Below are 20,661 nucleotides of genomic sequence, written 5' to 3' on the forward strand. Positions count from 1 at the left end.
TTTCTCGGGTTTCGTCAACGCGACGAATTACCGAATCTTTTCTATGTCAGGTTGCAGACAGGCACTCTTCGCAGCTCAACGCTTGCCTCGGACTCTGTCTGTATACGGTGGATTGTCAAAGGTCGAACCGTCACCGGTTACGCGTGGGTCGCCGGTTTCTTTCAAAACGGTCATCAACCGATCCGAAAGTTGTTGTTTAATCTCTTGATCATCGTCATTTCCGGCCAGGTTGTGCATCTGAAACGGATCGTCTCGCAGATCGTACAACTCTTCCTCAGGCCGCAGACCATAAGCGAAATCAAGAAACGGCTTCATTTCCGGCTCGTTCAATCGAACGGTCAACCACGCCTTCGACGGACTCGCATCAAGGTCCCCAAATGCGATCATTGTATTGTTGGCGAGCTGATCGTACGTTGGCAGTTCTGAGTCTGCGACTCCGTATCCCGGACCGTCACCCATCGGCCAGCGTTCCGGTTTGAAGTTGCGAATATACAGATAGTCGCGCGTCCGAATCGCTCGCTGCGGATACGGCAAGGCGTTCTCTCGAACATCAGCCACATGTCGCTCTCGACCGACAATCACCGAATCCCGCGTCGGATCAACCTGCCCTGATTCATTGGACTTCAAGACCGGAACCAAACTTCGACCTGTCATCACTTCCGGAGGAGTGACGCCAGCTGCTTCAAGGAATGTTGGAGCGAGATCCGGTAGGCAGACAAAATCTTCGACGACACGGTTCGCTGGCACTTCTTTTCCCCAGCGAATCATCAGCGGAACGTGAACTCCGAAATCATACAGATTGCACTTTCCGCGAGGCATCCCCGGGAAGCCGTGATCCCCCGAAACGACGACGATTGTGTTTTCGAGTTCGCCGCGTTTTTCCAATTCATCAAGCAGCACTCCGAGGCCAGCATCGAAGGCCATTGCTTCTCCAAGATAATCAGCGACGTCTTCGCGAATGACTGGGACGTCGGGCAGAAACGGCGGAATCTTCCCTTTGAGATCATCAGGATCAATTCCCCACAGCTTCTTGCCGGAGCCTTGAACCCACTTCCGATGGCAGTTCGTCGGTCCAAACCAGTAGCAATATGGTTCATCCCCTTCCCGATCATTCAGGAAGTCGGCGAAGTTTCCACGAACTTCATCATAAAGCTCCTGTTTTGCAGCTTCGGTGTCGTCTCGTTTCGAAACGTACTGAGAGAACCCGTTGAACTTGTTTCCGTTTCCGTTGTACGCCGTGCGTTTCGCACCGTAGGGAGCATTGGCCACGGTCCCGGGACTCCAGACTTTGTTTGAATGACCGATGTGATATCCGTTCTGCTCCAGAAGAAGTGGATACGTCGGAATCGACTCGTCCCAGACAGCTTCCTGCAGAATCGCCCCCCGTCCAGTCCGCCAGAAGTACTGCCCGGAGAGCAGTGAGCTTCGACAGGGAGTACAGGAAGGAGCGTTCACGAACGCATTCTGAAACAGAACACCTTCCTGAGCGACGCGATCGATGTTCGGCGTCGTAACGACATCACTCAAACCGCCCGGTTCAAGCTCTGCATAAACGCTGGCATATTTGCCAAGGTCATCTGCGAAAGCGAACACAATGTTCGGACGATCGTCCGCGCAAACGGAAACGCTCAGAAATACTCCGAACAGTAAGGTGAATAAAATTTGAGCGCGCTGAATCATCTTTCGTTCCCATCGAGCGGTTTTGGAGGTGAAACAGATTCGCCGAGGACAAATTCCTGCCCATCGGAAAGTTCGAGCCTCGTCTCACCTCGGGCGTCGCGTATGAACTTTTCGAAATCTTCGGGTGTTTCTACCTGTTGGCCCCCCAACTTGACAACGAACTGGCCCACTTGCAATCCCGCTTCCGCAGCAGGACTTCCATCCTCGATGCTGGTAATCACGACTCCTCGCGGGAATTGCGACAAAAACCGATCAGGCAGAAAGCTTCGCCGAGCTGTTGGATAATCGATCCTGATTCCTCGCCAGACCGGGACGCGATCTTGAGTGGCCACAATCGGCAGATTGTTCAAAGCAGGCCACTTTCCGAGGATCATGCTGAGCGTCAGAATGCCGATTCCATTGGGCCGGTAGACAATCAGGTCCGCCTGATTTCCCGCACCCACCAATCCTATAAGCCGGACGAGATCATCCCCGCTCGTCACTGGTTGCCCGTTCACTTGCAAGACAACATCCTGAACCTGCAATCCACCACGCTCAGCGGGCGATTCGGGCGAAACCCGGTTAATAATGGCTGCCGTCTGATTGGGAATTGTCGGACCGAGTTCACGCATCAGACTTTCGGTCGCATCGCCTGGATGAATGCCGAGGAAGCCGTAATCGACCTCATAGCCGTTAAGCAGACTTTCGATGACACCCCGAAATTCACCGATCGGAATCGCCATCGCAGACCGGGAATCTCTTTGTTGTGGAAGCGATTGTGCCGTCATTAGGCCAGCGAGTTCCCCATCGAGTGTGAAGAGCGGAGTTCCGCTCCACTGAAAACTCTTTCCCAGATCGACATCTGCCAGTGTGCCCAGATCGTGAATCGACCTTTCGGAAATGTCCGTTAAGACGACAGGGCTGAGCCGACCTCCCAAGCTTTGACAAACCGTCAAAGACAGCTTCGGGCTCTCCCCATCTCGGATTCGCAACGGATCTCCAATCGCCACACAGACTGAACCGACCTTGAGTGACTTCCCGGAGGCGAGTCGAACTCGCTCGGGAAGAGCGCCTTCAATTGTGCCTGTCACAATCGCCAAGTCGCTGCGAGGATCAGAAGCGACCACGCTCACATCGGAAATTTCCCCCTCGGAAGAGAGCAGCGACAACTTCGTCGACGGATGACGACGCTCAATGATCGGTTCCAAAAGATGAGCGTTGGTCAGCACAGAAAGCTGTTGACCGTCCACGCTCAGAACAACACCGATCCCCATCCGTGCAGGAATCGGCTGGAAGCGAGGCTGAGTCCCGGACGGATCGTTCTCCTCGCCCTCCTGTTGCTTCTGAGAACTTCCGGACTGAACAACGACAGCCACAACAGCCGACTTGTGGTTCGCGAAGACTTCCTGAACGGCATCTTCGAACTCAGTCAGAGCACTCACGCTGGCAGCCTCAGAAGAATCTCGGCCAGTCTTGTTGGTCGAGTCATCATCTCCGGCGGCGCACACCGTCTGACAGAACAGCAGCGTCGAGCACAGAATCAAAAAGCTGTTTGAAGCTCCAGCGGGACGTCTCACGGCGGGCCTTGAATGATCGGATCAATAGGAAACGATTGCCTGATTGTTGCGATCGCTGAGAAAATACCAAGACGAGTCGCCACAATCTCGCCAGTTCGCTTTCCAGAAGTTTTCTGTCCGCTGTTTTTGCATCCAGCACGTTGGATACGTTAAGCTGTGGATCGATTCAGTAATCGCAAATTTGATCCAAATCTTAATCAAGATCTGATTCCATCAGAACAGAACGGCGAAGGAGACTCCATTCATGCCGCAGACGTCACGTCGAGATTTCCTGAAAACCACATCGCTCGCAGCAGCGGGAACTACGCTTCCACTCTGGTTTTCCACGAATACCGCAACGGCTCAGTCCTCCAACAGCCCGAATGAACGATTGACCGTCGGTTGCATCGGAACCGGAAGTCGATGGAATGCAGTCGGACCTGCTTCGTTTAACTTCGCAGACTGCCTGGCTGTGGCCGATGTCGACGCCAACCACGCTGAAGCTGGCAAGAAAAAAGTCCAGGACATCCACAAGAAGAACGGACGTCCGACTCAAGTTGATGTCTACGAAGACTACCAGAAGATCCTGGAACGGGACGACATCGACATCGTCACCATCGTCACTCCAGACCACTGGCACTCCAAAATCGCCATCGAAGCCTTGCAGGCTGGCAAAGACGTTTATTGTGAGAAACCGCTGACACTCACAATTCACGAAGGAAAACAGATCATCAAGGTTCTCGAAGAGACGAATCGAGTTTTCCAGGTCGGAACTCAACAGCGTACCGAAATGGGACAGCGGTTCCTGACCGCGATCGCCATGATCCGCGACGGACGCATCGGTGACGTCAAAAAGGTCACCTGCAACATCGGCGGTTCCAGCGACAGCGGACCAATTCCGGTCGCCGACGTACCTCAGGGTCTCAACTGGGAAAAATGGCTCGGCCAGGCACCTGTTGTCGACTTCCGCTTCAAAGAGGATGGACGCTGGGGCAAATCTCGCTGCCACTATGAATTCCGTTGGTGGTACGAATACTCTGGCGGAAAAATGACCGACTGGGGCGCCCACCACGTCGATATCGCACAATGGGCCATCGACCAGAACGGTCCTGGTCAAGGTCCTGTGAGCGTCGAACCGATCATGAGCGTGCATCCAGTTCCGTTCAAAGACGGCATGCCTCAGATGGACGACCGTTACAACGCCGCCACAGATTTCGACGTCAAAGTCGTCTTCAAAAACGGTGTTGAGATGCACATCGTCAACAACTCGCCTGACGGCAACGGAATTCTGTTCGAAGGAACAAAAGGCCGCTTCCACGTCTCGCGATCCCGAATCAAGGGCAAGCCCTTCGAAGACCTTCAGGAGAATCCTCTCCCCGAAGATGCCATCGCGCAGGTCTACGGCGGAAAACAACCGACCAGCCACATGCAGAACTTCTTCGATTGCGTTCAATCTCGCGAAAAACCGATTTCCGACGTTTGGACGCATCACAGCGCCATGACGACCTGTCACCTGGCCAACATCGCGATTCGACTCGACAAAACCCTCGAATGGGATACCGAATCACAGAACGTGACAAACGACTCGACCGCTCAACAGATGCAACAGCGTGAACAACGAAAAGGCTACGAAATCAACGTGTCCGTATAATTGACTCGTTGAAATCTGCATCTGAGCAGACACTCAGAGCACTTGAGCATCATCGATGATGACAGAAAAACCTGGCCATTCCGGTCAGGTTTTTCTCTTTTCCAGACGTGACACGAACGCAAGAATCACAGATCTCCGCGATCAAAGATTGACGTTTGATTCATTCGACTGACGTTCTGACGTCTTCAACAATGTCCTGATAGCTGAAGGAAGTGATCGACCGGCGACATGGCGAGATTTGCAATTTTGCGTCACGACTGGCCCTTTCTCCACTGGGACTTCCTCGTTGAGTCCGGCAACATTCTCTTGACCTGGAGACTTGCAATCGAGCCGGCATACGAAGTCGAAATCGCTGCGGAACAGCTTCCTCCTCACCGCCTCGTCTATCTCGACTACGAGGGTCCTGTCAGCGGCGGACGTGGCGAAGTCTCTAATTGGGATCGCGGTGAACTCCTCGATTTCCATAAAATGGGTGATGACTTCGACTTGAAGATCGCTGGAAAGCAGATTTCCGGCCCTGTTCGAATCAGGAAAACCTCTGATTCTTCGTCGGAATCCCATTTCGTCGTCGTATTCGGCAAGACCGGGACTTCACACGAGGCAAACCGATAACTCACTGCTAAATAACAACTTAAACGCAACAACAAACGTCCGTCGGCAATTTGAGTTCACTGCATTCCGGAAATCGAAACGAACATATCTTTCTGGAATGAGGTAAGAAAAAAGAAGAGGTGAAATTGTTCTTCACCAATTCTGAATCATAAGACGCTGCCAGAAGAGACTGATTGCTGCCGGGCAAAGTCGTCATCGCGGAGAGAGGGAAATGTTGCCGAAAATCAACAACATCATCATGTTCACAGCGCTTGCCGGAGCGTTGTCCCTGCCTCGCATTTGCTCAGCAGAAACCGAATTCTCAACGGGTTCTTCGGACCCGCTGATCCAGTTTATTAATGATCAGATCACTCAGACTTGGGAAGACAACGAAGTTGAGCCGAGCGAAGTCGCTTCCGAAGCCGAGTGGCTTCGACGGGTGTACCTCGACATCATCGGACGAATTCCCTCAGCGGAAGAAGTCGACGCATTTCTTAACGACACATCTGAGACAAAACGCTCAGTGAAAGTTGATGAGCTATTGGCTCATCCCGATTACGTCCGCAACTTTACCGGAGTCTGGACGAATCTGCTCATCGGTAGAAACACCCCCGACGGCACCAGTCGTCCGGGAATGCAGAAGTTCCTGCGAGAGAGTTTCGCACGAAATCGCCCCTGGAACGAGATCGTTTACGACCTCGTCACAGCTGAGGGACACTTCGAAGAAAACGGTGCAGTTAACTTCATCCTCGCACAGCTTCAAGGAAACGCAAACAGCGAAGACTATCACGTTGAAGCCACCGCAAAGCTGACACGCGTCCTGCTCGGAATGCAGGTTCAGTGTACACAGTGTCACGATCACCCATTCAACGACTGGAAGCAAAATCAGTTCTGGGAGTTCAACAGCTTCTTACGACAGACTCGCCGAATTGACCACGAGCGCTACGACGCTGCTTCGGGACAGATGGTCGACGACTACTCTGAACTGTCGTATCGGGATTTCGATGGACCGGTTTACTACGAAATGCGGAATGGCCTCGTGCAGGTTGCGTTTCCGAACTACCTCGGCGAAACCTTCGAGGAACGCGGAATCAATCGCCGCGAAGAGCTCGGAAAAATGATGGCCTACGACGACGAATCACAGACCGTCGCCCGAGCCATGGTGAACCGAACCTGGGCCCACTTTATGGGATACGGATTCACACGACCTGTCGACGACATGGGTCCCCATAATGTTCCCAGCCATCCCGAACTTCTCGATCGTCTCAGCGAGGAATTCGTCAAAAGCGGATACGACGTCAAACAATTAGTCCGCTGGATCTGCAACACTAACGCATACAATTTAACCAGCCAGTTTGGAGAAGCGAACGAATTCGATAACCCCGCCGCTGGTGAGGTTCCGCTGTTCAGTCATATGTATGTCAAAACGATGACGGCTGAGCAGTTGTATGATTCGCTTCTCGTCGCAACGAATGCTCACGCCAGCGGTGCGGGAAATTATGAGCAATCAGAACAGCAGCGTATGCGATGGATGCAGGATTACCTGCGCATCTTTGGAGGGAATGAAGAAGACGAACCCACACTCTTCAGCGGAAGTATTCCGCAAGCCCTGCTTATGATGAATGGCCCACTGGTGCAAAAAGCGATTGATGCCGAGAAAGGGAGCTATCTGCATTCCGTTCTCAGCAACAGCAGTTTTCGAAATGACTCAGCCCGAATTCAGGCTCTGTTTGTCTCGGCTTTGGGACGTATGCCCAGCCGAAACGAAACCACCCAAATCAAGAAACTGATGCAACTCAGTCGCGATCCTTTAACGGCCTATCAGGATCTCTACTGGGCATTACTCAACTCGAACGAGTTTATCGTCAACCATTAAATGGTTTTACGATGCCCCCCGGAAACATTCCAAGATTTTCGGTGACATCGTCACTGAAAACCAATGCTTCCCCAGCATTGAGCCCAGGCGGATACAGCCTACGAGGACCAGAAACCGAACATTCGATCACGCTTCCTTGTGTTTCGTGATCACAGCAGTAACAGCCACTGAAACCTCCTCAACTCGAGGACGCGTGACAAACAACTCCTCACCCGAGGATGAGTGACAAAGGTGACAAGATGATTCAACAAACCCATAAAGATCGAACGACTCACGCCGGAATGACCCGACGGCACTTCATGAACCACATGGCACTGGGTGGGGCCAGCGCCTTGGGAGCGGCTCACTTCCTCTCCACGCTGGAAGCCAATGCTGCCCAGATCCAGAAGAATCAGAAGGCCTGTATTCTCGTCTGGCTGCAAGGGGGAGCACCGACCATCGACATGTGGGACCTGAAACCAGGTTCTAAGAACGGTGGAGAGTTCCGTCCGATTTCGACACGCGGTGACTTCGAAATCTGCGAGCACTTGCCTGAGATCGCCAAAGAAATGGACAGCATGAGCGTTGTCCGTTCGCTGAGCACTCGCGAAGCGGATCATGAACGCGGTCGATACTACATGCACACCTCATTCGTTCCGAACCCAACCGTTGTCCATCCGACATTCGGATCGGTGGTCAGCTACGAACTGGGCAGCAAGCGGAAAGAACTCGAAATCCCATCGTTTGTTTCTATCGGTGGCGGCAGCATGAGCCCGGGATTCCTCGGAATGACTCACGCTCCATTCGTCGTTGATCGCCGCGGTCAAATCCAGAACGCCGGCATGGACGGCATGGATCAACAGCGACTCCGCCAGCGTCTGCAGATGCTCGGAACCATCGAAGATGGATTCATTCGCTCCGATCGCGGAGACATCGGTCAGGCACACAAAGATGTCTATACCAAAGCGGTCAACCTGATGACCTCTGAGCAGATGCGAGCTTTCAAAGCAGACGATGAGCCTGCCGAAGTTCGACAGATGTACGGAAACCATGAATTCGGCAACACGCTGATCATGGCCCGTCGACTTGTTCAAACTGGCGTTCCATTCGTCGAAGTGCAGTTCCCGGGCGGTTGGGACCTCCACAACGATGTCTTCAACACACTTCGTACACAGCGACTCCCAATGCTCGATACCGGACTCGCCGGACTTGTCCGCGATCTGAAACAGCGGGGAATGCTGGACGATACCTGTATCGTCGTCATGGGTGAGTTCGGACGAACTCCGCGGATCAACCAGAATGTCGGTCGTGATCACTGGGCAACCAGCTGGTCAGCCTTGGTCGGTGGCGGTGGACTCGCCGGTGGACGTGCGATTGGTGAAACCGACGCTGACGGACTACGTGTTATCAGTGAGAGTTACCTTCCCGGAGACCTTTGGGCGACTGTTGCTCACGCTCTGCGAATTCCACTCGACACGGTCCACACCTCCAAGCGAGGTCGTCCGATGAAGATTGTGAACGGAGGACAACCGATCCAGGGTCTGATCGGATAATCGACTCCCAGCAATCACCGGGGCCGCGGTGACAGATCGGGGGGGCCGGGAACGGCTCCCCCATTCTTGAATATGACAACAAGCCCTGACGCATCTCCGTTGAAACCTGACTTCCCTGGTGAAGAGTTCATCCAGCTCTTCACTCAGGCACAGAGGCCATTGTATCTGTCGATCCTCTCCCAACTGGGGAAGGTTCAAGCTGCGGAAGAAGTCCTTCAGGATACCAATCTGATTATCTGGGCGAAGTCGTCTCAGTTTGAGACCGGGACGAACTTCCTCGCTTGGGCGCGGCAGATTGCTCACTTTGAAGTGATGAAGTGGCGACAGCGGAAGAGTCGCGAAAAGTTGATGTTCTCTGATGAATTCATCAATACCGTCGCACAGCAGGTCTCCACGACATCGGAGGAATTTGCGATGCGTCAACGCGCACTGGAAGATTGCTTGAAGAAGCTCTCCGACCAGGATCGCGAATTGATTGAACTGCGATATCAGCCCGGAAACTCCGGAAAAGAACTTGCAGAAGCTCTCGGGAGACCTGCAAATTCTGTTTATCAGTCTCTCGGAAGAATACGAAAAGCCCTTCTCGAATGCGTTCAAAGAAAGGTCGCTGCTGAAGTCACCACATGAGAACTCACATCCGACACGAACTGCTCAAGCTGACTGAGGCGGTCATTGAAGACTACGCCACTCAGGAAGACTATGCGCGGCTTGAAGCTATCGTTCTCAGCGATCCGGAATGTCTGCAGTTCTACCTGAAACACCTTGAGCTTCATGGCAACCTCTATTGGGATGCTGCCGGACGTGGACACTCCCTGACAATTCCAGAGTCAGACGAATTAGAAACTACTACCTCTCAGCCAGCTGTTCATCCACAAAAAAACCGTCGACAAGATCGTCAAAGAGAATGGGCTCCGCGTCGCATGACGACCATCGCTGCGTCAGTGCTGGTTCTGCTGGCAGCGACAGGAATCTGGCTTCGCGTTTCGGGAAAACGTCTCGCAGACTCTCCCGTACTCGTTGAGAACAACGATCCGATTCCCGATCAGACGACATCCAACGAGGACAACTCAACGGACGATTCGATCGTCGAGGTTCATCTGCCCGACCGGTCGCCACCTCAGCCACACGATGAGACCTTAGTCAACAACTCTCATCAGCCTCAAGTCCAGCCATCGGCTGTGACGAATTTCGCCGATGACCAGGCAGTGGTTGAATTCATCAATCAACAACTTGCATCGAGCTGGAGTGACGTCGGTCTCAACCCCGCTCCGCGAGCTTCGGACGAAGACTGGGTCCGGCGTGTCTTCGTCGACCTCGCTGGCCGAATTCCGACGCCCGCTGAAGTGAAATCATTTCTTACTGACTCAAGTCCTGACAAGCGAACTGACCTCGTTGACTCTCTGCTCGCCAGCCGGGAGTTTTCGTACAACTTTGCTTCCATCTGGACGAATCTTCTCGTCGGCAGATCGCGCGAGCGAGAAATTGATCGCGAAGAGCTGTTTGCGTTTCTCGAACGTCAATTCGGTGAGAATCGAGCTTGGACTCAAACCGTTCATGAACTGCTGACAGCAACCGGTTCGGCGGAGGAATCCGGACCTGCAAACTATTTGCTGGCACATCTCAACAACGAAGCAGTCCCAGCGACCGCAATCACTGCAAGAATCTTTCTCTGTGAGCAACTGCAATGTACGCAGTGTCACCGACATCCGATTGTCGCCGAGTGGGGTCAGAATCGGTTCTGGGAGATCAACGCCTTCTTCCAACAAACGGAAGTTCAAAACACTCTCGTCACTGACGAAAAGAGTGGTGAAAAAGTTCGAAAGCGAGTTCTAACGGATGAAGTCTCTCCGGAACTCGAGCCAGCTTACTACGAATCATTGCAAGGTGTGATGCAAGTTGCGTATCCCCGGTTTGCTGGGGAAGACGTAGCCCCTGAAGAATCCGTTTCGCTTCGTAGACGCTTCGCAAACCTCTTCGCAAGTGAGCAGAATCCACAGCTAGCTGTTGCGTTTGTAAACCGAACATGGCAGCAACTCTTCGGATTTGCTTTCACTCAAGAAGTTGACGACATGGGTCCGCACAGCAATGTCAGTCATCCTGAGTTGCTCTCCAGCTTGGGACAGGCTTTCGAGGAAACGGGTTATGACGTGCGACGACTGATGCGCTGGATTTGCCTCTCCGACGCTTATCAGCTTTCTTCCGGTGCGAGTGAAGAGAGCACTATTGATGAGCCGGAAGCAGGCGGAATTCCGTACTTCAGCCGAATGTATGCCAAGCCATTTAGCGCTGAACAGCTCTTCAATTCGTTAATGATCGCTGCAGGTGTTCCATCGGAGGAATTAACCTCTCGCGGAGACGCTTTCGAAAAGCGAGAGAACTGGTTGCAGCAGTTCTTTATTGCCATGGACAACGAAGAGAATAGCGAGTCGACAACCTTTGACGGGTCAATCACACACACGCTCATGATGATCAATGGAGATCTAGTTCAGCAGGCCACAGATCTCAATCAGAGCCGTGTCTTGCGAGACATTGTCGTCGATCCGAAAAAGTCTGAGACCGACAGAATCAATGAGTTGTGCCTCGCAGCTTTGTCTCGGTATCCGACTGAACCGGAACTTGAAGCGATTCGAAAGACGCTGCGAAATCAGATTCGTTTGCGTACATCTCAGAATGTGCCAGCGAAAGTGGCTGTTGGCGAGAGCCTGCGAGATCTCTACTGGGCTTACCTCAACTCGAGTGAATTCTCTGTAAACCGATAACCGTCTTTGAAGTTCCTCGCCACAAGTCCGCGAGTGGACTTCGTCTTCACTATGAAAAGCTGACCTCGCGGCAGGTGAGTTCGTTCAGAACTCCCTGTGCAACATTCGCCGGGCAGGACCAGACGAGGAAGAACATCGCTTCACGGATCGCCAGCTCCACGGGATGCCCTTTTACGTAGCCAGCCCCTTTCGTCATCGTCAGAGCTGCTTGCGTCATTCGAAGCACCAGTGAGTTACACCGGCGACGAATCTCGGCCGTTGCGTTCGCTGGTTGATCCCTGTCAGAAGGACTCACTAGAGCGAACAAGTCTTTCTTCAAGACGCTGTACTCACCCTTCAGCAATTCGGCCGTTTCGACCAGTTCTTCACGACGAGAGCTTTGATCTTCAATCACCTCGACCATTCGGGAGATCACGCCGAGTGCTAGTGTTGAAGTCGTAACCGATCCGGCCCCGCCGGATCCGGACGAGAGAACCGATTCCGTCGGACCTGCTATCAATAGCGACCTCGGAACTGTGACATTCTCCAGCTTGACGGAAGTCGTTTCTGAAGCTGTGAGGGCCATGAGCTGCACGAACGGCTGAACCTCGACACCTTCATGATTCGCAGGGACGGCTACGAGGACTTGTTGGCCATCACTGCAAGTTCCCCCGGTGACAATCCAGTCTGCGGCAGAAGCTCCGGTCACCCACGGAATTTGTCCGTTGAGTGTCACTTCATCGTTCGACATCTCAACCTGAACCGGCGGAGTCTTCAAGTACTGCCGTGATGTTGTTAAGTGCGAGATTCCAACAGTCGCAAAATGCTGACCGCTGACGAGTGACGGGAGCAGTGCTTCTCGAACTTCCGGAAATGGGGAACTCGCGATCCGCTGGCACGCTCCGTTTCTCTGAGTGAGGATAAAGCAGGTTGTGAGACACGCTTTCGCCAAGTCGTGATACTCGTGAGTCATCGCTTCTGAATCGAGTTCATTACCCCCGTACTCTGCAGGAATAACCGACTTCATCACGCCAGCTTCATTCAGCCAATCGATCTGCTCGTGAGGCCATTTCCCACAACGGTCGACATCGACGGCGGAGTTCGCGAGGCGTTCGAGTAAGTCGGTCTTGGTCATGATTCGTCTTCTGAAATTCTCAGCTCTGATCGCTCAGACCACATTCAGGGTTTCGCTGCGGCTCGCTCGTCAGTCTTTGTTTGCCGCACTTTCAGTTGGTTGTTGATCTCTGAGACAAGCAGACGCGTAGCCGACGAGATCACCCTGTTCGCGGCGTGTTTCCTTCAAAACGTCAAAACGTTTGGCATCAACGCACAACTCGTCGAACGAGATGCTGACTTCCTCGTTCAGCTGTGCAAGATACTTGGCTGAAACAGTGACTGCTTCTTCGAGTTCACCGCTGCGGATCAACAGATCGACGAGAACGTAAGCGAGAATCGGGCGGTCCTGCTCATCAGGTTCTGCTGTGAGTTTGTCGCGAAAGTACTGGAGCCCCTCCTCACGGTTGCGATCCAATAGGACGTTAAAGAATTGCTGATGGGCGGGATAGAAGTCCTCGAACGGTGGCTCGCCTCCGTATTGCAGCGACGGATCGAGCTTTGATCCGTAGAGAGCCAGTTCATCTGCGAGTTTGAGTTCTTCGGCGGGAGCTTCAATTGACCGGGCAAACCGAACGACGGCATTCAAGTGTGAAACATCGATATGATAGTTCCCACCTTCCAGAATCCAGTCGCGTCCGACGAGCAGGGACTTGAGTGACTCTCCAGGGGGAAGCATCGGAACTTTTTGCTGTACGTGATTTCGAACCGATTCCGTCAGATCGGAGTAGAGGCTCCTCACAAGGACTTTCGCACACTCTTGTCGATACTCCTGAGAGAGAGTCTGCATCCCCTGTTCGAGAGCGGTAATCGTGCTGCAGGTTCCCTGCCCGTTCAGCATGATTTTGACTGCCTTGGGCGGATTCACCCCTTCGTAAAGCCCGATGCGGACGATCTCTTCCTGTTTGTCGTAGTCCTCAATCTGATCAGGCAACGCATCAATCGCTTCTGCGACTGGTCCTGGTTCTCGAATGACCTGAAAGTACATCCAGGCTGATCCAATCTCCCCTTTCTCCAGAAACGCTTGCCCCACCTCCCGGGCAGATTCAACGTAAGTCTCTTCGACTTCCTTCCGTAACGGCTCTGGAACATCCTGCAGGGAAGTCGGCCGGGAAAGCGGTAATCCGAGCGAGAACTTCTTCCGCAACATCTTGACATCGAAAACTTTGTGAAGATCACCACTCTCTCGAACAAGTTCTTCGAGCCGCTTCAGATAGTGTTCGCTATCGGAGGTCGGGTTCAGGAGATCAAGTTGGTCAAATGGGGAGTTTTGCATGGATTGGAGCAGTTTTTCTCGTGTTCGGAATTGAATCGACCGAATGCATCTGAAAGGCCCTGCATCATGCAGTCGGGTTGTGTTCGGGCGGGAGTGTCTGGACTTCAGCCTAAGTCTTAGGCTCCATTCAGATTATTGCAAATCGTGCTGGCGTCGATAGCTATTCTTATGATAAGCTCCCCGATTCGCAATTTTCAGCGGTGTTTCCGTTTTGAGACAAGACGCAGTTGTCATGTCGCGGTCGCTGCTCAGTTGGACACTTGATAGCGATTCAGTCTGTGTTGGATTCGAGTCGCGGCGAGCTGTCGCCCTTTCAAAACCCTTAGAACAACAAGATGCGTGGCTTCTCCGTTGGGCCGTCTGGTCAAGGTGGGTTGTGTGTTTTGTTCGCGGTTTGCAGGATCCCAGGTTAAAGTATGGTCGATCGTAACCTCATTCGTGAATTTCAAGTAGATGATGCAGAGCTGGATGCAGCTCTCGGCGGTGAGCTCGGGGAGTGGCTCATCGAAGAAGACGAGAAGATGGACCGAATCTATGATAAGACTTCGAGTCCGTTCGACGTCAACGAGATCGTCCATGGTAAAGTTCTGAGCGTGGAAGGCGACGAGGTTCTCGTCGATATTGGATACAAGAGCGAGGGCATGGTTCCGCTCTATGAATGGGCGGAAGACGAAGACAAGCCGAACGTCGGCGACACCATTGAAGTTCTTCTCGAAGAGATCGAAGACGATTTCGGGCTCGTTCTTCTCTCAAAACGAAAAGCCGATCGCCAGAAAGACTGGGACTGGGTCGTTTCTCGCTACTCAGAAGGCGACACAATCATCGGGATGGTTGTCCGGAAGATCAAAGGTGGTCTGCTGGTCAACATCGGCGAAACACTCTCAGCCACCGGTGCTCGCGGTGTGAACGTGTTCCTGCCAGCCAGCCAGGTCGACATTCGCCGTCCTCAAGACATCGGCGAATTTGTCGGTAACGAAATTGAGTGCATGATCCTCAAAGTCGACGATGCTCGCAAAAACATCGTCGTCTCACGTCGTCGTCTGATCGAAGAGCAACGCGCCGAAATGAAGCGCAAGCTGCTCGCCGAAATCGAAGATGGTCAGATCCGCAAGGGTGTCGTCAAGAACATCGCCGACTTCGGTGCGTTCGTGGACCTCGGCGGAATCGACGGCCTGCTGCACATCACCGACATGAGCTGGGGTCGTATCAACCATCCAACCGAGATGGTTCAGATCGACGACGAAATCGAAGTCATGATCCTCAACGTGGATCGTGAAAAAGAAAAGATTGCTCTCGGCCTGAAGCAGAAGTTCCCAAGCCCATGGGAAAACGTCGAGACCAAGTACCCAGTCGGTTCTCGCGTCAACGGCGAAGTTGTCAACGTGATGACTTACGGTGCCTTCGTCAAACTCGAAGATGGAATCGAAGGACTTGTTCACATCAGTGAAATGTCCTGGACGAAGCGTCTCAACCATCCAAACGAAATGGTCAGCATCGGCCAGGAAGTCGAAGTGGTTGTGCTCGGCATCAACACCGACAAACAGGAAATCTCGCTGGGCATGAAGCAAACCCAGCCGAATCCTTGGGACAACGTCACCGAGAAGTACCCAGAAGGGAAATCGGTCAAGGGTGTGGTTCGCAACCTCACCAACTACGGTGCATTCATCGAGCTCGAAGAAGGGGTCGACGGCCTGTTGCACGTCAGCGACATGTCCTGGACTCGCAAGATTTCGCACGCCAGCGAAATGCTCAAGAAGGGCGACGAAATCGAGTGTATCGTTGTTTCGGTGGACGAAGAGCGGAAACGAATCGCTCTCGGCCTGAAGCAGATGAGCGACGATCCATGGGAAGCACGTATCCCAGATCAATACCAGCCTGGATCGATCGTCAAAGGAACCGTCACCAAGATCACGAACTTCGGCGTGTTCGTTGAACTCGAAGAAGAACTTGAAGGTCTGCTGCACGTTTCTGAAGTGACAGGCGGAGACGAAGAGAAGACTGTCGAAGACGTTGTCAAAGTTGGAGACGAAATCGAAGTCAAGATTCTGCGAGTCGATACCGGCGATCGAAAAATCGGCCTCAGCATGAAACTCGATGCTGAAATCGAACCCGAAGATGGCGGTGCTTCCTCCGCTTCAGGTGAGCCAGGATCGAAGGAGCTCAAAGGGGGAATGGGAGACTCTTCAGGACCTCTCTTCTCGCTCAAGTCTGCTCAGGAAGACGATTCAGCCGAGCAGAACTCAGAAGACGAATCTTCCGCACCACAGGAGTAATCGGAACATCCACCCCAGGTGGACCGATTGATTCGTGAAACGCGCGAAGTTGCTACAGACGGCCTTCCAGTCATAACTGGGAGGCCGTTATTTTTGCGCCAACCGATGAGCTTCCCCCTCCTTATGTCATTTGTCTGAAGGCAGTATGGAGCGGCAGTACTCGCCGATCCGATGTTCGATTAGAACTCCTGTCCAAGCTGTTGTTTCCAGGTTGCCGGTCGATCGGCAGAAGACTCGCAGGGATTGCATAGACGTCGAACACGGTGACAGGAAACAGTTCTGATCGTCCAGGACGGATGCGATGACGAGTTGGGACTGCGGAAGGATTCCAAAATGTCTCCCAGTTCCCCGGTGTCTTTTGACCTGTAGTTGACCAATGCAAAAAATCTCTCGCCGTCGAACTTCCAATGTCCAAAACCCTCTGGAAACGTACCTTCGCGAGATCAACGAAACAGCACTGTTGACCGCTAACGAAGAGAAAGAGTTGAGCTACCGGATCTCGAATGGAGATATGCTCGCACGTGACCGAATGGTCCGCGCCAACCTTCGTCTCGTCGTCAACATTGCACGTGGGTATTCGGGCAAGGGCCTGCCTCTGCAAGATTTGATCGAAGAAGGAAACCTCGGGCTGTTGCGGGCCGTTGAAGGTTTCGATCCGGACATGAACACTCGCTTCAGCACTTACGCGAGTTACTGGATCAAACAATCGATCAAACGGGCTCTCATTAACTCGGCGAAAACGATTCGTATCCCTGCCTATATGGTTGAGTTGCTTTCCAAGTGGCGGAGAGCATCAGCGAAGCTCCAAGATCAGCTGGGACGAACTCCCACCCCGGAAGAAGTCGCACGAGAGCTGGAACTGCCTCCGAAGAAGCTGAAGATCGTCAAGAAGGCCATCCAGCTCTATAACTCAACTCCGCAAAGCGACGATGGAGACGGTAACGTTTCCATGGGCGATCTCATTCCGGACGAGCGATTTCTCGGTCCCGAGGACGAATTGATCGGGGACGACAATCTCAAGCATGTCTTTCAAATGCTGGATGACATGGATGACCGCGAGTCAACAATTCTCAAGCTTCGCTTCGGACTCGAAGATGGAGAACCGCGGACGCTCAAAGAAATCGGAGAAGCTCTCGGACTGACTCGTGAACGTGTTCGTCAAATCGAATCTGAAGCACTCCGACGATTGAACAAAGGTCTGCTCGGCGAGTGATTGCCACGGACGCTGCTGCACTATTTCCGTCCACTGCAATCAGATCTATTCATCGAGTTTTCGTTCGATCACAATCGTTCCAATCAAGCTGTTGTCTTGGAACTTGAGTCGGGCGGAAAGACTCTCGAGCGATCCGTAAAACTCGGAAAACGGGGTTTGCTCCGGCATTACCAACGGTTGTCGGGCTCCCTGTCGATTTCCGTAAACGGACGAGTAAATCTGATCACGGGTCTCATCGAACCGATATTCGCCGCCGCCCGGGCAGAAATATGTGACGCCGTATTTGGAATCCGCCAGCGAGTTCACTTCGTCAATCGGAACGTCGTAAAGCTTCACGAGCAGATAGATCGGCATCACGTTCCGATAAGCTGCCTGTCGTAACTTCTCGTTCCAGTACAACTGCAGGTCAGTTTCCATCTCATTCATGGCAGCGAAATTGATTCGCAATTCCGCATGTCCTGGCTGTGGATCGGCTTCCACTTGAGCAGCGATCGCGTCGATCGATTTCTGCAAACCGTCCAGCGTCGTGGCTGCGACCAATTGATTGTTGGTCAGCGAGACATAAAGCCGAACTTTGACGGCGTAAAGCTGATAAGACAAAACGTAAACGTGGTGTCCGTCATAGTCAGGAAGTTGATAGGCATCGAACTCCGTCGAGAGGCCAGCGATCGGTTCTCCTTTCAGAACAATCTCTGAGCCTAGCTGATCGAGCAGTCGACCAGCTTTGTCGACGTCTTCCACGTCAATCACGACAGCTACCGGAAGACTGGTCGCTGCCAGAACCGCTGAAATCGCTGTCTGTTCTGGTACGCCAATGCCGAACAGCTGATCAGTCCGCTTCAGCTTGAACGGATCAACTTCGAAGATCATGCTGTCGTCGAAGTAGTGAATCGCAACGCGATCGCCGAGCCAGCTCAGATCCGTCAGTGTTGGATCTGACTCCAGAACTTCCTGCACTCCCGGAACAACTTTCATCATCTGGCCAACACGCTTGCGACCAGGCAAGAGTTGCAACGATCCAACGGCGGAACTGGCGAATTGTCCCGTTTCCATCATCTGCGGCGAGCCTTCCACCATCGACTGCAATTGTCCGTACAATGAACTGTTTGCAAATGGCAGAATCAATGTCTCGACCTGAACTTTGCGATCTGTCAGCGAAAGTCGCATCGCGATCGGATCGAAGACTTCACGCCAGAGAGCTTCGTAGCGTGACTTGTAGCGAGCGTACTCCTGCCGCTCCTGATTCGAGACTTGCAGGACGTCGAGCTCGACAATCGGCGTGAGATACTTAATTCGATTGAAGACGGAGCTGGTCGCGGTATCACGATCGGCATCCCAGTCATATGCCCCGCCGACTGGATCGACGACCTTTTCTGGATCGTAGAAGTTTCCCTGAGCGAGTTCGCTGAGCGATTCCGGCGACCGCCCCGATTCCATTCTGTAAAGCAGAGAAGCGTTGTTCAGCATCACCAGATTGTTGAAGGCCTGAAGTCGACGCTTCTGCGCAACTTTGAACTTCGGGCCGACCAAATACTTGAGCAACGACTCGGACAGAAACAGGTAAGCATCCTGACCCTCAGTTCCGGGGGGCAAGAGCGTCATGCAATATCGATAGTCGGCTGCATCTTTCAGACTTGGCCTCTCGCCTAATAGCGTATCGATGATCTTCCGCATTACGACCGGGCTGTTGGAAATGATCGCGACATCATCTTTCATCAGCAGGAACGAACTCACTCCACGATCTGGTGTATATCGAGCGGAGATCCGATGCCCTCGGTAGTTTACGCTTCGAACCTGTAGGTCTGGATAATTCTCCTTTGCCTCCGTAAGCCATGCATCCGTCGCTGCTTCGAAGGCTTCAGGATTGAGTACCCGAACCAGAACAGAGAGGTCTGTTCCCTCTGCAAAGAAAAAGTCCGACCCGGTAAAAGCCACTTCTCCAATGACTTTGTCGGCGAAGAGTTCCGGGAATGCGTCTCGTTTCAAGCAAAGCTGTCGCTCGTATTTCTCTCGGAGGTGATGATCCCGTGCAGTGACAGTCAACATCTGCAGCAAGCTGTCTCCCCATTCAACACTTAAATCAATCAGGCGATTCGCAGCCTCCATCGTTGGAAACTGAATGAAGTACTGATCGTCGGGGACTGCATGGGCCAAAGAATGAATGTACGGCTCGGAGCCTTCTTCAGTTTTCTGTTTCAGGAGTTGTTCGTAATCCAACGACTGCAATGCTGGTGGTTGCAGTTGTTGGATATGGACGTTGAGGTCGCCGGGGGCGTTGTTTCCCCGCAGAACTTCCCACTGTAACGACTGCTGCAGCCCAAGCCCACCGCTGAAAGTGTGGTAGAGGCCCGTTTCAACTTGCGATGTTCGATGTCTTTGTGCATTCGGAAGTGGAGGAGGATCAACGCCGTAACGATCCTTGGATTGCAGGAGGACGTACTCAAAGAAGGACGTCTCCGGATAGTATCGAAGGAGTTCCGCGAAATGACGATTCTGCATTCGTGCCCATTCCGGATAGATCGAAGGATCTCCCCCTTCGCTTGTCGGGACCGAGATTTCGATCTCAGTTGTTCGCACATTCAAGCTTGGCTGGCCTGCGAGGTCTTCTGTAATCACCTCATACGAAAGCTGTAGTTTCGCTACCCCTTCACCTTGCAAGCGACCGTAAAACTCCGCATGTTTTTGCGTGAACTTCGCTTCTTTGGGATAGACGAGGTCCGCGTTGCCATTGAGCGGTTCCAGGCGAAGCGTGTTGCTCTTCTCAAATTGATCAGCAAGGAAAGGCTGCTCCAGCCGAAGAACGAACGCTCGAATCTCTCCATCTTCTGACTGATACGTTTCCGCTTTCGCATCAAACGGGAGAGGCTGCGCAGATGCCGACCGAAGCATGCCGGTGAACACGACAAGCGACAGCCCGAAAGTGAAATAGCGACTCATGCGGAGCACTCCGAGTAGTGAAGGGGATACCGTTTGCATCGGACCACAAAGGGTCGATTTGTCTTATCTTGAGCAGGCGTATGACCTTTCAGCACGCGTCCAAACCGCCTTCATCGAATGGCTGCAGTGTTCGCTCATACGAACAGCAACACATACAAATCAGGAAGCCTCGGCGCACGATGTGCCTCTACCATGGAGGGCGAAGTGCGATAGAAAGACTCACGCGGATTTTACAACTTTTCCCGA

13 protein-coding genes are annotated in these 20,661 nt (G+C 52.9%); 8 read left to right on the top strand and 5 right to left on the bottom strand.

Translation table 11 applies throughout. The features are described 5' to 3' along the window. Nucleotides 1-75 precede the first annotated feature (75 nt). Both AB1L42_RS20280 and AB1L42_RS20285 read right to left on the bottom strand, forming a co-directional pair. On the bottom strand, nt 76-1,680 hold the full coding sequence (locus tag AB1L42_RS20280; RefSeq protein WP_367060572.1) for a sulfatase: 1,605 nt from the start codon (nt 1,678-1,680) through the stop codon (nt 76-78). Then, nucleotides 1,677-3,236 (bottom strand): PDZ domain-containing protein, encoded by a 1,560-nt coding sequence (locus AB1L42_RS20285; RefSeq protein WP_367060575.1) that lies wholly within the window; start codon nt 3,234-3,236, stop codon nt 1,677-1,679. Before AB1L42_RS20285 ends, AB1L42_RS20280 begins: the two co-directional genes overlap by 4 nt. 244 nt (nt 3,237-3,480) lie before the next feature. On the opposite strand from AB1L42_RS20285, the gene AB1L42_RS20290 reads away from it, so the two are divergent. From AB1L42_RS20290 to AB1L42_RS20315, 6 genes are all read left to right on the top strand, one after another. Continuing rightward, nucleotides 3,481-4,866 carry a Gfo/Idh/MocA family oxidoreductase gene (locus AB1L42_RS20290; RefSeq protein WP_367060578.1) on the top strand — a complete coding sequence of 462 codons (1,386 nt, stop codon included), beginning with the start codon at nt 3,481-3,483 and terminating at the stop codon, nt 4,864-4,866. 228 nt (nt 4,867-5,094) lie between these two features. Next, nucleotides 5,095-5,478: a DNA polymerase ligase N-terminal domain-containing protein gene (locus tag AB1L42_RS20295; RefSeq protein ID WP_367060581.1), complete on the top strand. Its 384-nt coding sequence runs from the start codon at nt 5,095-5,097 to the stop codon at nt 5,476-5,478. Between the two features lie 211 nt (nt 5,479-5,689). Next, nucleotides 5,690-7,333 carry a DUF1549 and DUF1553 domain-containing protein gene (locus AB1L42_RS20300; protein ID WP_367060584.1) on the top strand — a complete coding sequence of 548 codons (1,644 nt, stop codon included), beginning with the start codon at nt 5,690-5,692 and terminating at the stop codon, nt 7,331-7,333. A 239-nt stretch (nt 7,334-7,572) separates the two neighbouring features. Then, nucleotides 7,573-8,865 carry a DUF1501 domain-containing protein gene (locus AB1L42_RS20305; protein ID WP_367060587.1) on the top strand — a complete coding sequence of 431 codons (1,293 nt, stop codon included), beginning with the start codon at nt 7,573-7,575 and terminating at the stop codon, nt 8,863-8,865. 72 nt (nt 8,866-8,937) lie between these two features. Next, nucleotides 8,938-9,492, top strand: a complete 555-nt coding sequence (locus AB1L42_RS20310) for a sigma-70 family RNA polymerase sigma factor (RefSeq protein WP_367060800.1) — start codon at nt 8,938-8,940, stop codon at nt 9,490-9,492. Beyond that, complete coding sequence (locus AB1L42_RS20315; RefSeq protein ID WP_367060590.1) at nt 9,489-11,624, top strand: DUF1553 domain-containing protein; 2,136 nt, start codon at nt 9,489-9,491, stop codon at nt 11,622-11,624. Before AB1L42_RS20310 ends, AB1L42_RS20315 begins: the two co-directional genes overlap by 4 nt. A 49-nt stretch (nt 11,625-11,673) precedes the next feature. On the opposite strand, the gene AB1L42_RS20320 is transcribed toward AB1L42_RS20315, so the two are convergent. Next, on the bottom strand, nt 11,674-12,738 hold the full coding sequence (locus tag AB1L42_RS20320) for an acyl-CoA dehydrogenase family protein (RefSeq protein ID WP_367060592.1): 1,065 nt from the start codon (nt 12,736-12,738) through the stop codon (nt 11,674-11,676). A gap of 69 nt (nt 12,739-12,807) precedes the next feature. Continuing rightward, complete coding sequence (locus AB1L42_RS20325; RefSeq protein ID WP_367060595.1) at nt 12,808-13,992, bottom strand: hypothetical protein; 1,185 nt, start codon at nt 13,990-13,992, stop codon at nt 12,808-12,810. 416 nt (nt 13,993-14,408) lie between these two features. On the opposite strand from AB1L42_RS20325, the gene AB1L42_RS20330 reads away from it, so the two are divergent. Together AB1L42_RS20330 and AB1L42_RS20335 are read left to right on the top strand one after the other, a co-directional pair. Continuing rightward, on the top strand, nt 14,409-16,265 hold the full coding sequence (locus AB1L42_RS20330; RefSeq protein ID WP_367060598.1) for a 30S ribosomal protein S1: 1,857 nt from the start codon (nt 14,409-14,411) through the stop codon (nt 16,263-16,265). Nucleotides 16,266-16,641: 376 nt separating this feature from the next. Continuing rightward, nucleotides 16,642-17,478 carry an RNA polymerase sigma factor RpoD/SigA gene (locus tag AB1L42_RS20335; protein ID WP_146509820.1) on the top strand — a complete coding sequence of 279 codons (837 nt, stop codon included), beginning with the start codon at nt 16,642-16,644 and terminating at the stop codon, nt 17,476-17,478. A gap of 45 nt (nt 17,479-17,523) precedes the next feature. On the opposite strand, the gene AB1L42_RS20340 is transcribed toward AB1L42_RS20335, so the two are convergent. Further along, the gene (locus AB1L42_RS20340; protein ID WP_367060601.1) at nt 17,524-20,415 is read right to left on the bottom strand and encodes a hypothetical protein; all 2,892 of its coding nucleotides are present in this window, start codon (nt 20,413-20,415) and stop codon (nt 17,524-17,526) included. Nucleotides 20,416-20,661: the final 246 nt, after the last annotated feature.

This window comes from Thalassoglobus sp. JC818, from assembly GCF_040717535.1.
Classification (GTDB): domain Bacteria; phylum Planctomycetota; class Planctomycetia; order Planctomycetales; family Planctomycetaceae; genus Thalassoglobus.

What these genes read in the sequence shown, in the direction of transcription:
- AB1L42_RS20280 (WP_367060572.1), bottom strand. Translation starts at nt 1,680, where the DNA reads ATGATTCAGCGCGCTCAAATTTTATTCACCTTACTGTTCGGAGTATTT.
- AB1L42_RS20290 (WP_367060578.1), top strand. Translation starts at nt 3,481, where the DNA reads ATGCCGCAGACGTCACGTCGAGATTTCCTGAAAACCACATCGCTCGCA.
- AB1L42_RS20295 (WP_367060581.1), top strand. Translation starts at nt 5,095, where the DNA reads ATGGCGAGATTTGCAATTTTGCGTCACGACTGGCCCTTTCTCCACTGG.
- AB1L42_RS20300 (WP_367060584.1), top strand. Translation starts at nt 5,690, where the DNA reads ATGTTGCCGAAAATCAACAACATCATCATGTTCACAGCGCTTGCCGGA.
- AB1L42_RS20305 (WP_367060587.1), top strand. Translation starts at nt 7,573, where the DNA reads ATGATTCAACAAACCCATAAAGATCGAACGACTCACGCCGGAATGACC.
- AB1L42_RS20310 (WP_367060800.1), top strand. Translation starts at nt 8,938, where the DNA reads ATGACAACAAGCCCTGACGCATCTCCGTTGAAACCTGACTTCCCTGGT.
- AB1L42_RS20315 (WP_367060590.1), top strand. Translation starts at nt 9,489, where the DNA reads ATGAGAACTCACATCCGACACGAACTGCTCAAGCTGACTGAGGCGGTC.
- AB1L42_RS20320 (WP_367060592.1), bottom strand. Translation starts at nt 12,738, where the DNA reads ATGACCAAGACCGACTTACTCGAACGCCTCGCGAACTCCGCCGTCGAT.
- AB1L42_RS20325 (WP_367060595.1), bottom strand. Translation starts at nt 13,992, where the DNA reads ATGCAAAACTCCCCATTTGACCAACTTGATCTCCTGAACCCGACCTCC.
- AB1L42_RS20330 (WP_367060598.1), top strand. Translation starts at nt 14,409, where the DNA reads ATGGTCGATCGTAACCTCATTCGTGAATTTCAAGTAGATGATGCAGAG.
- AB1L42_RS20335 (WP_146509820.1), top strand. Translation starts at nt 16,642, where the DNA reads ATGCAAAAAATCTCTCGCCGTCGAACTTCCAATGTCCAAAACCCTCTG.
- AB1L42_RS20340 (WP_367060601.1), bottom strand. Translation starts at nt 20,415, where the DNA reads ATGAGTCGCTATTTCACTTTCGGGCTGTCGCTTGTCGTGTTCACCGGC.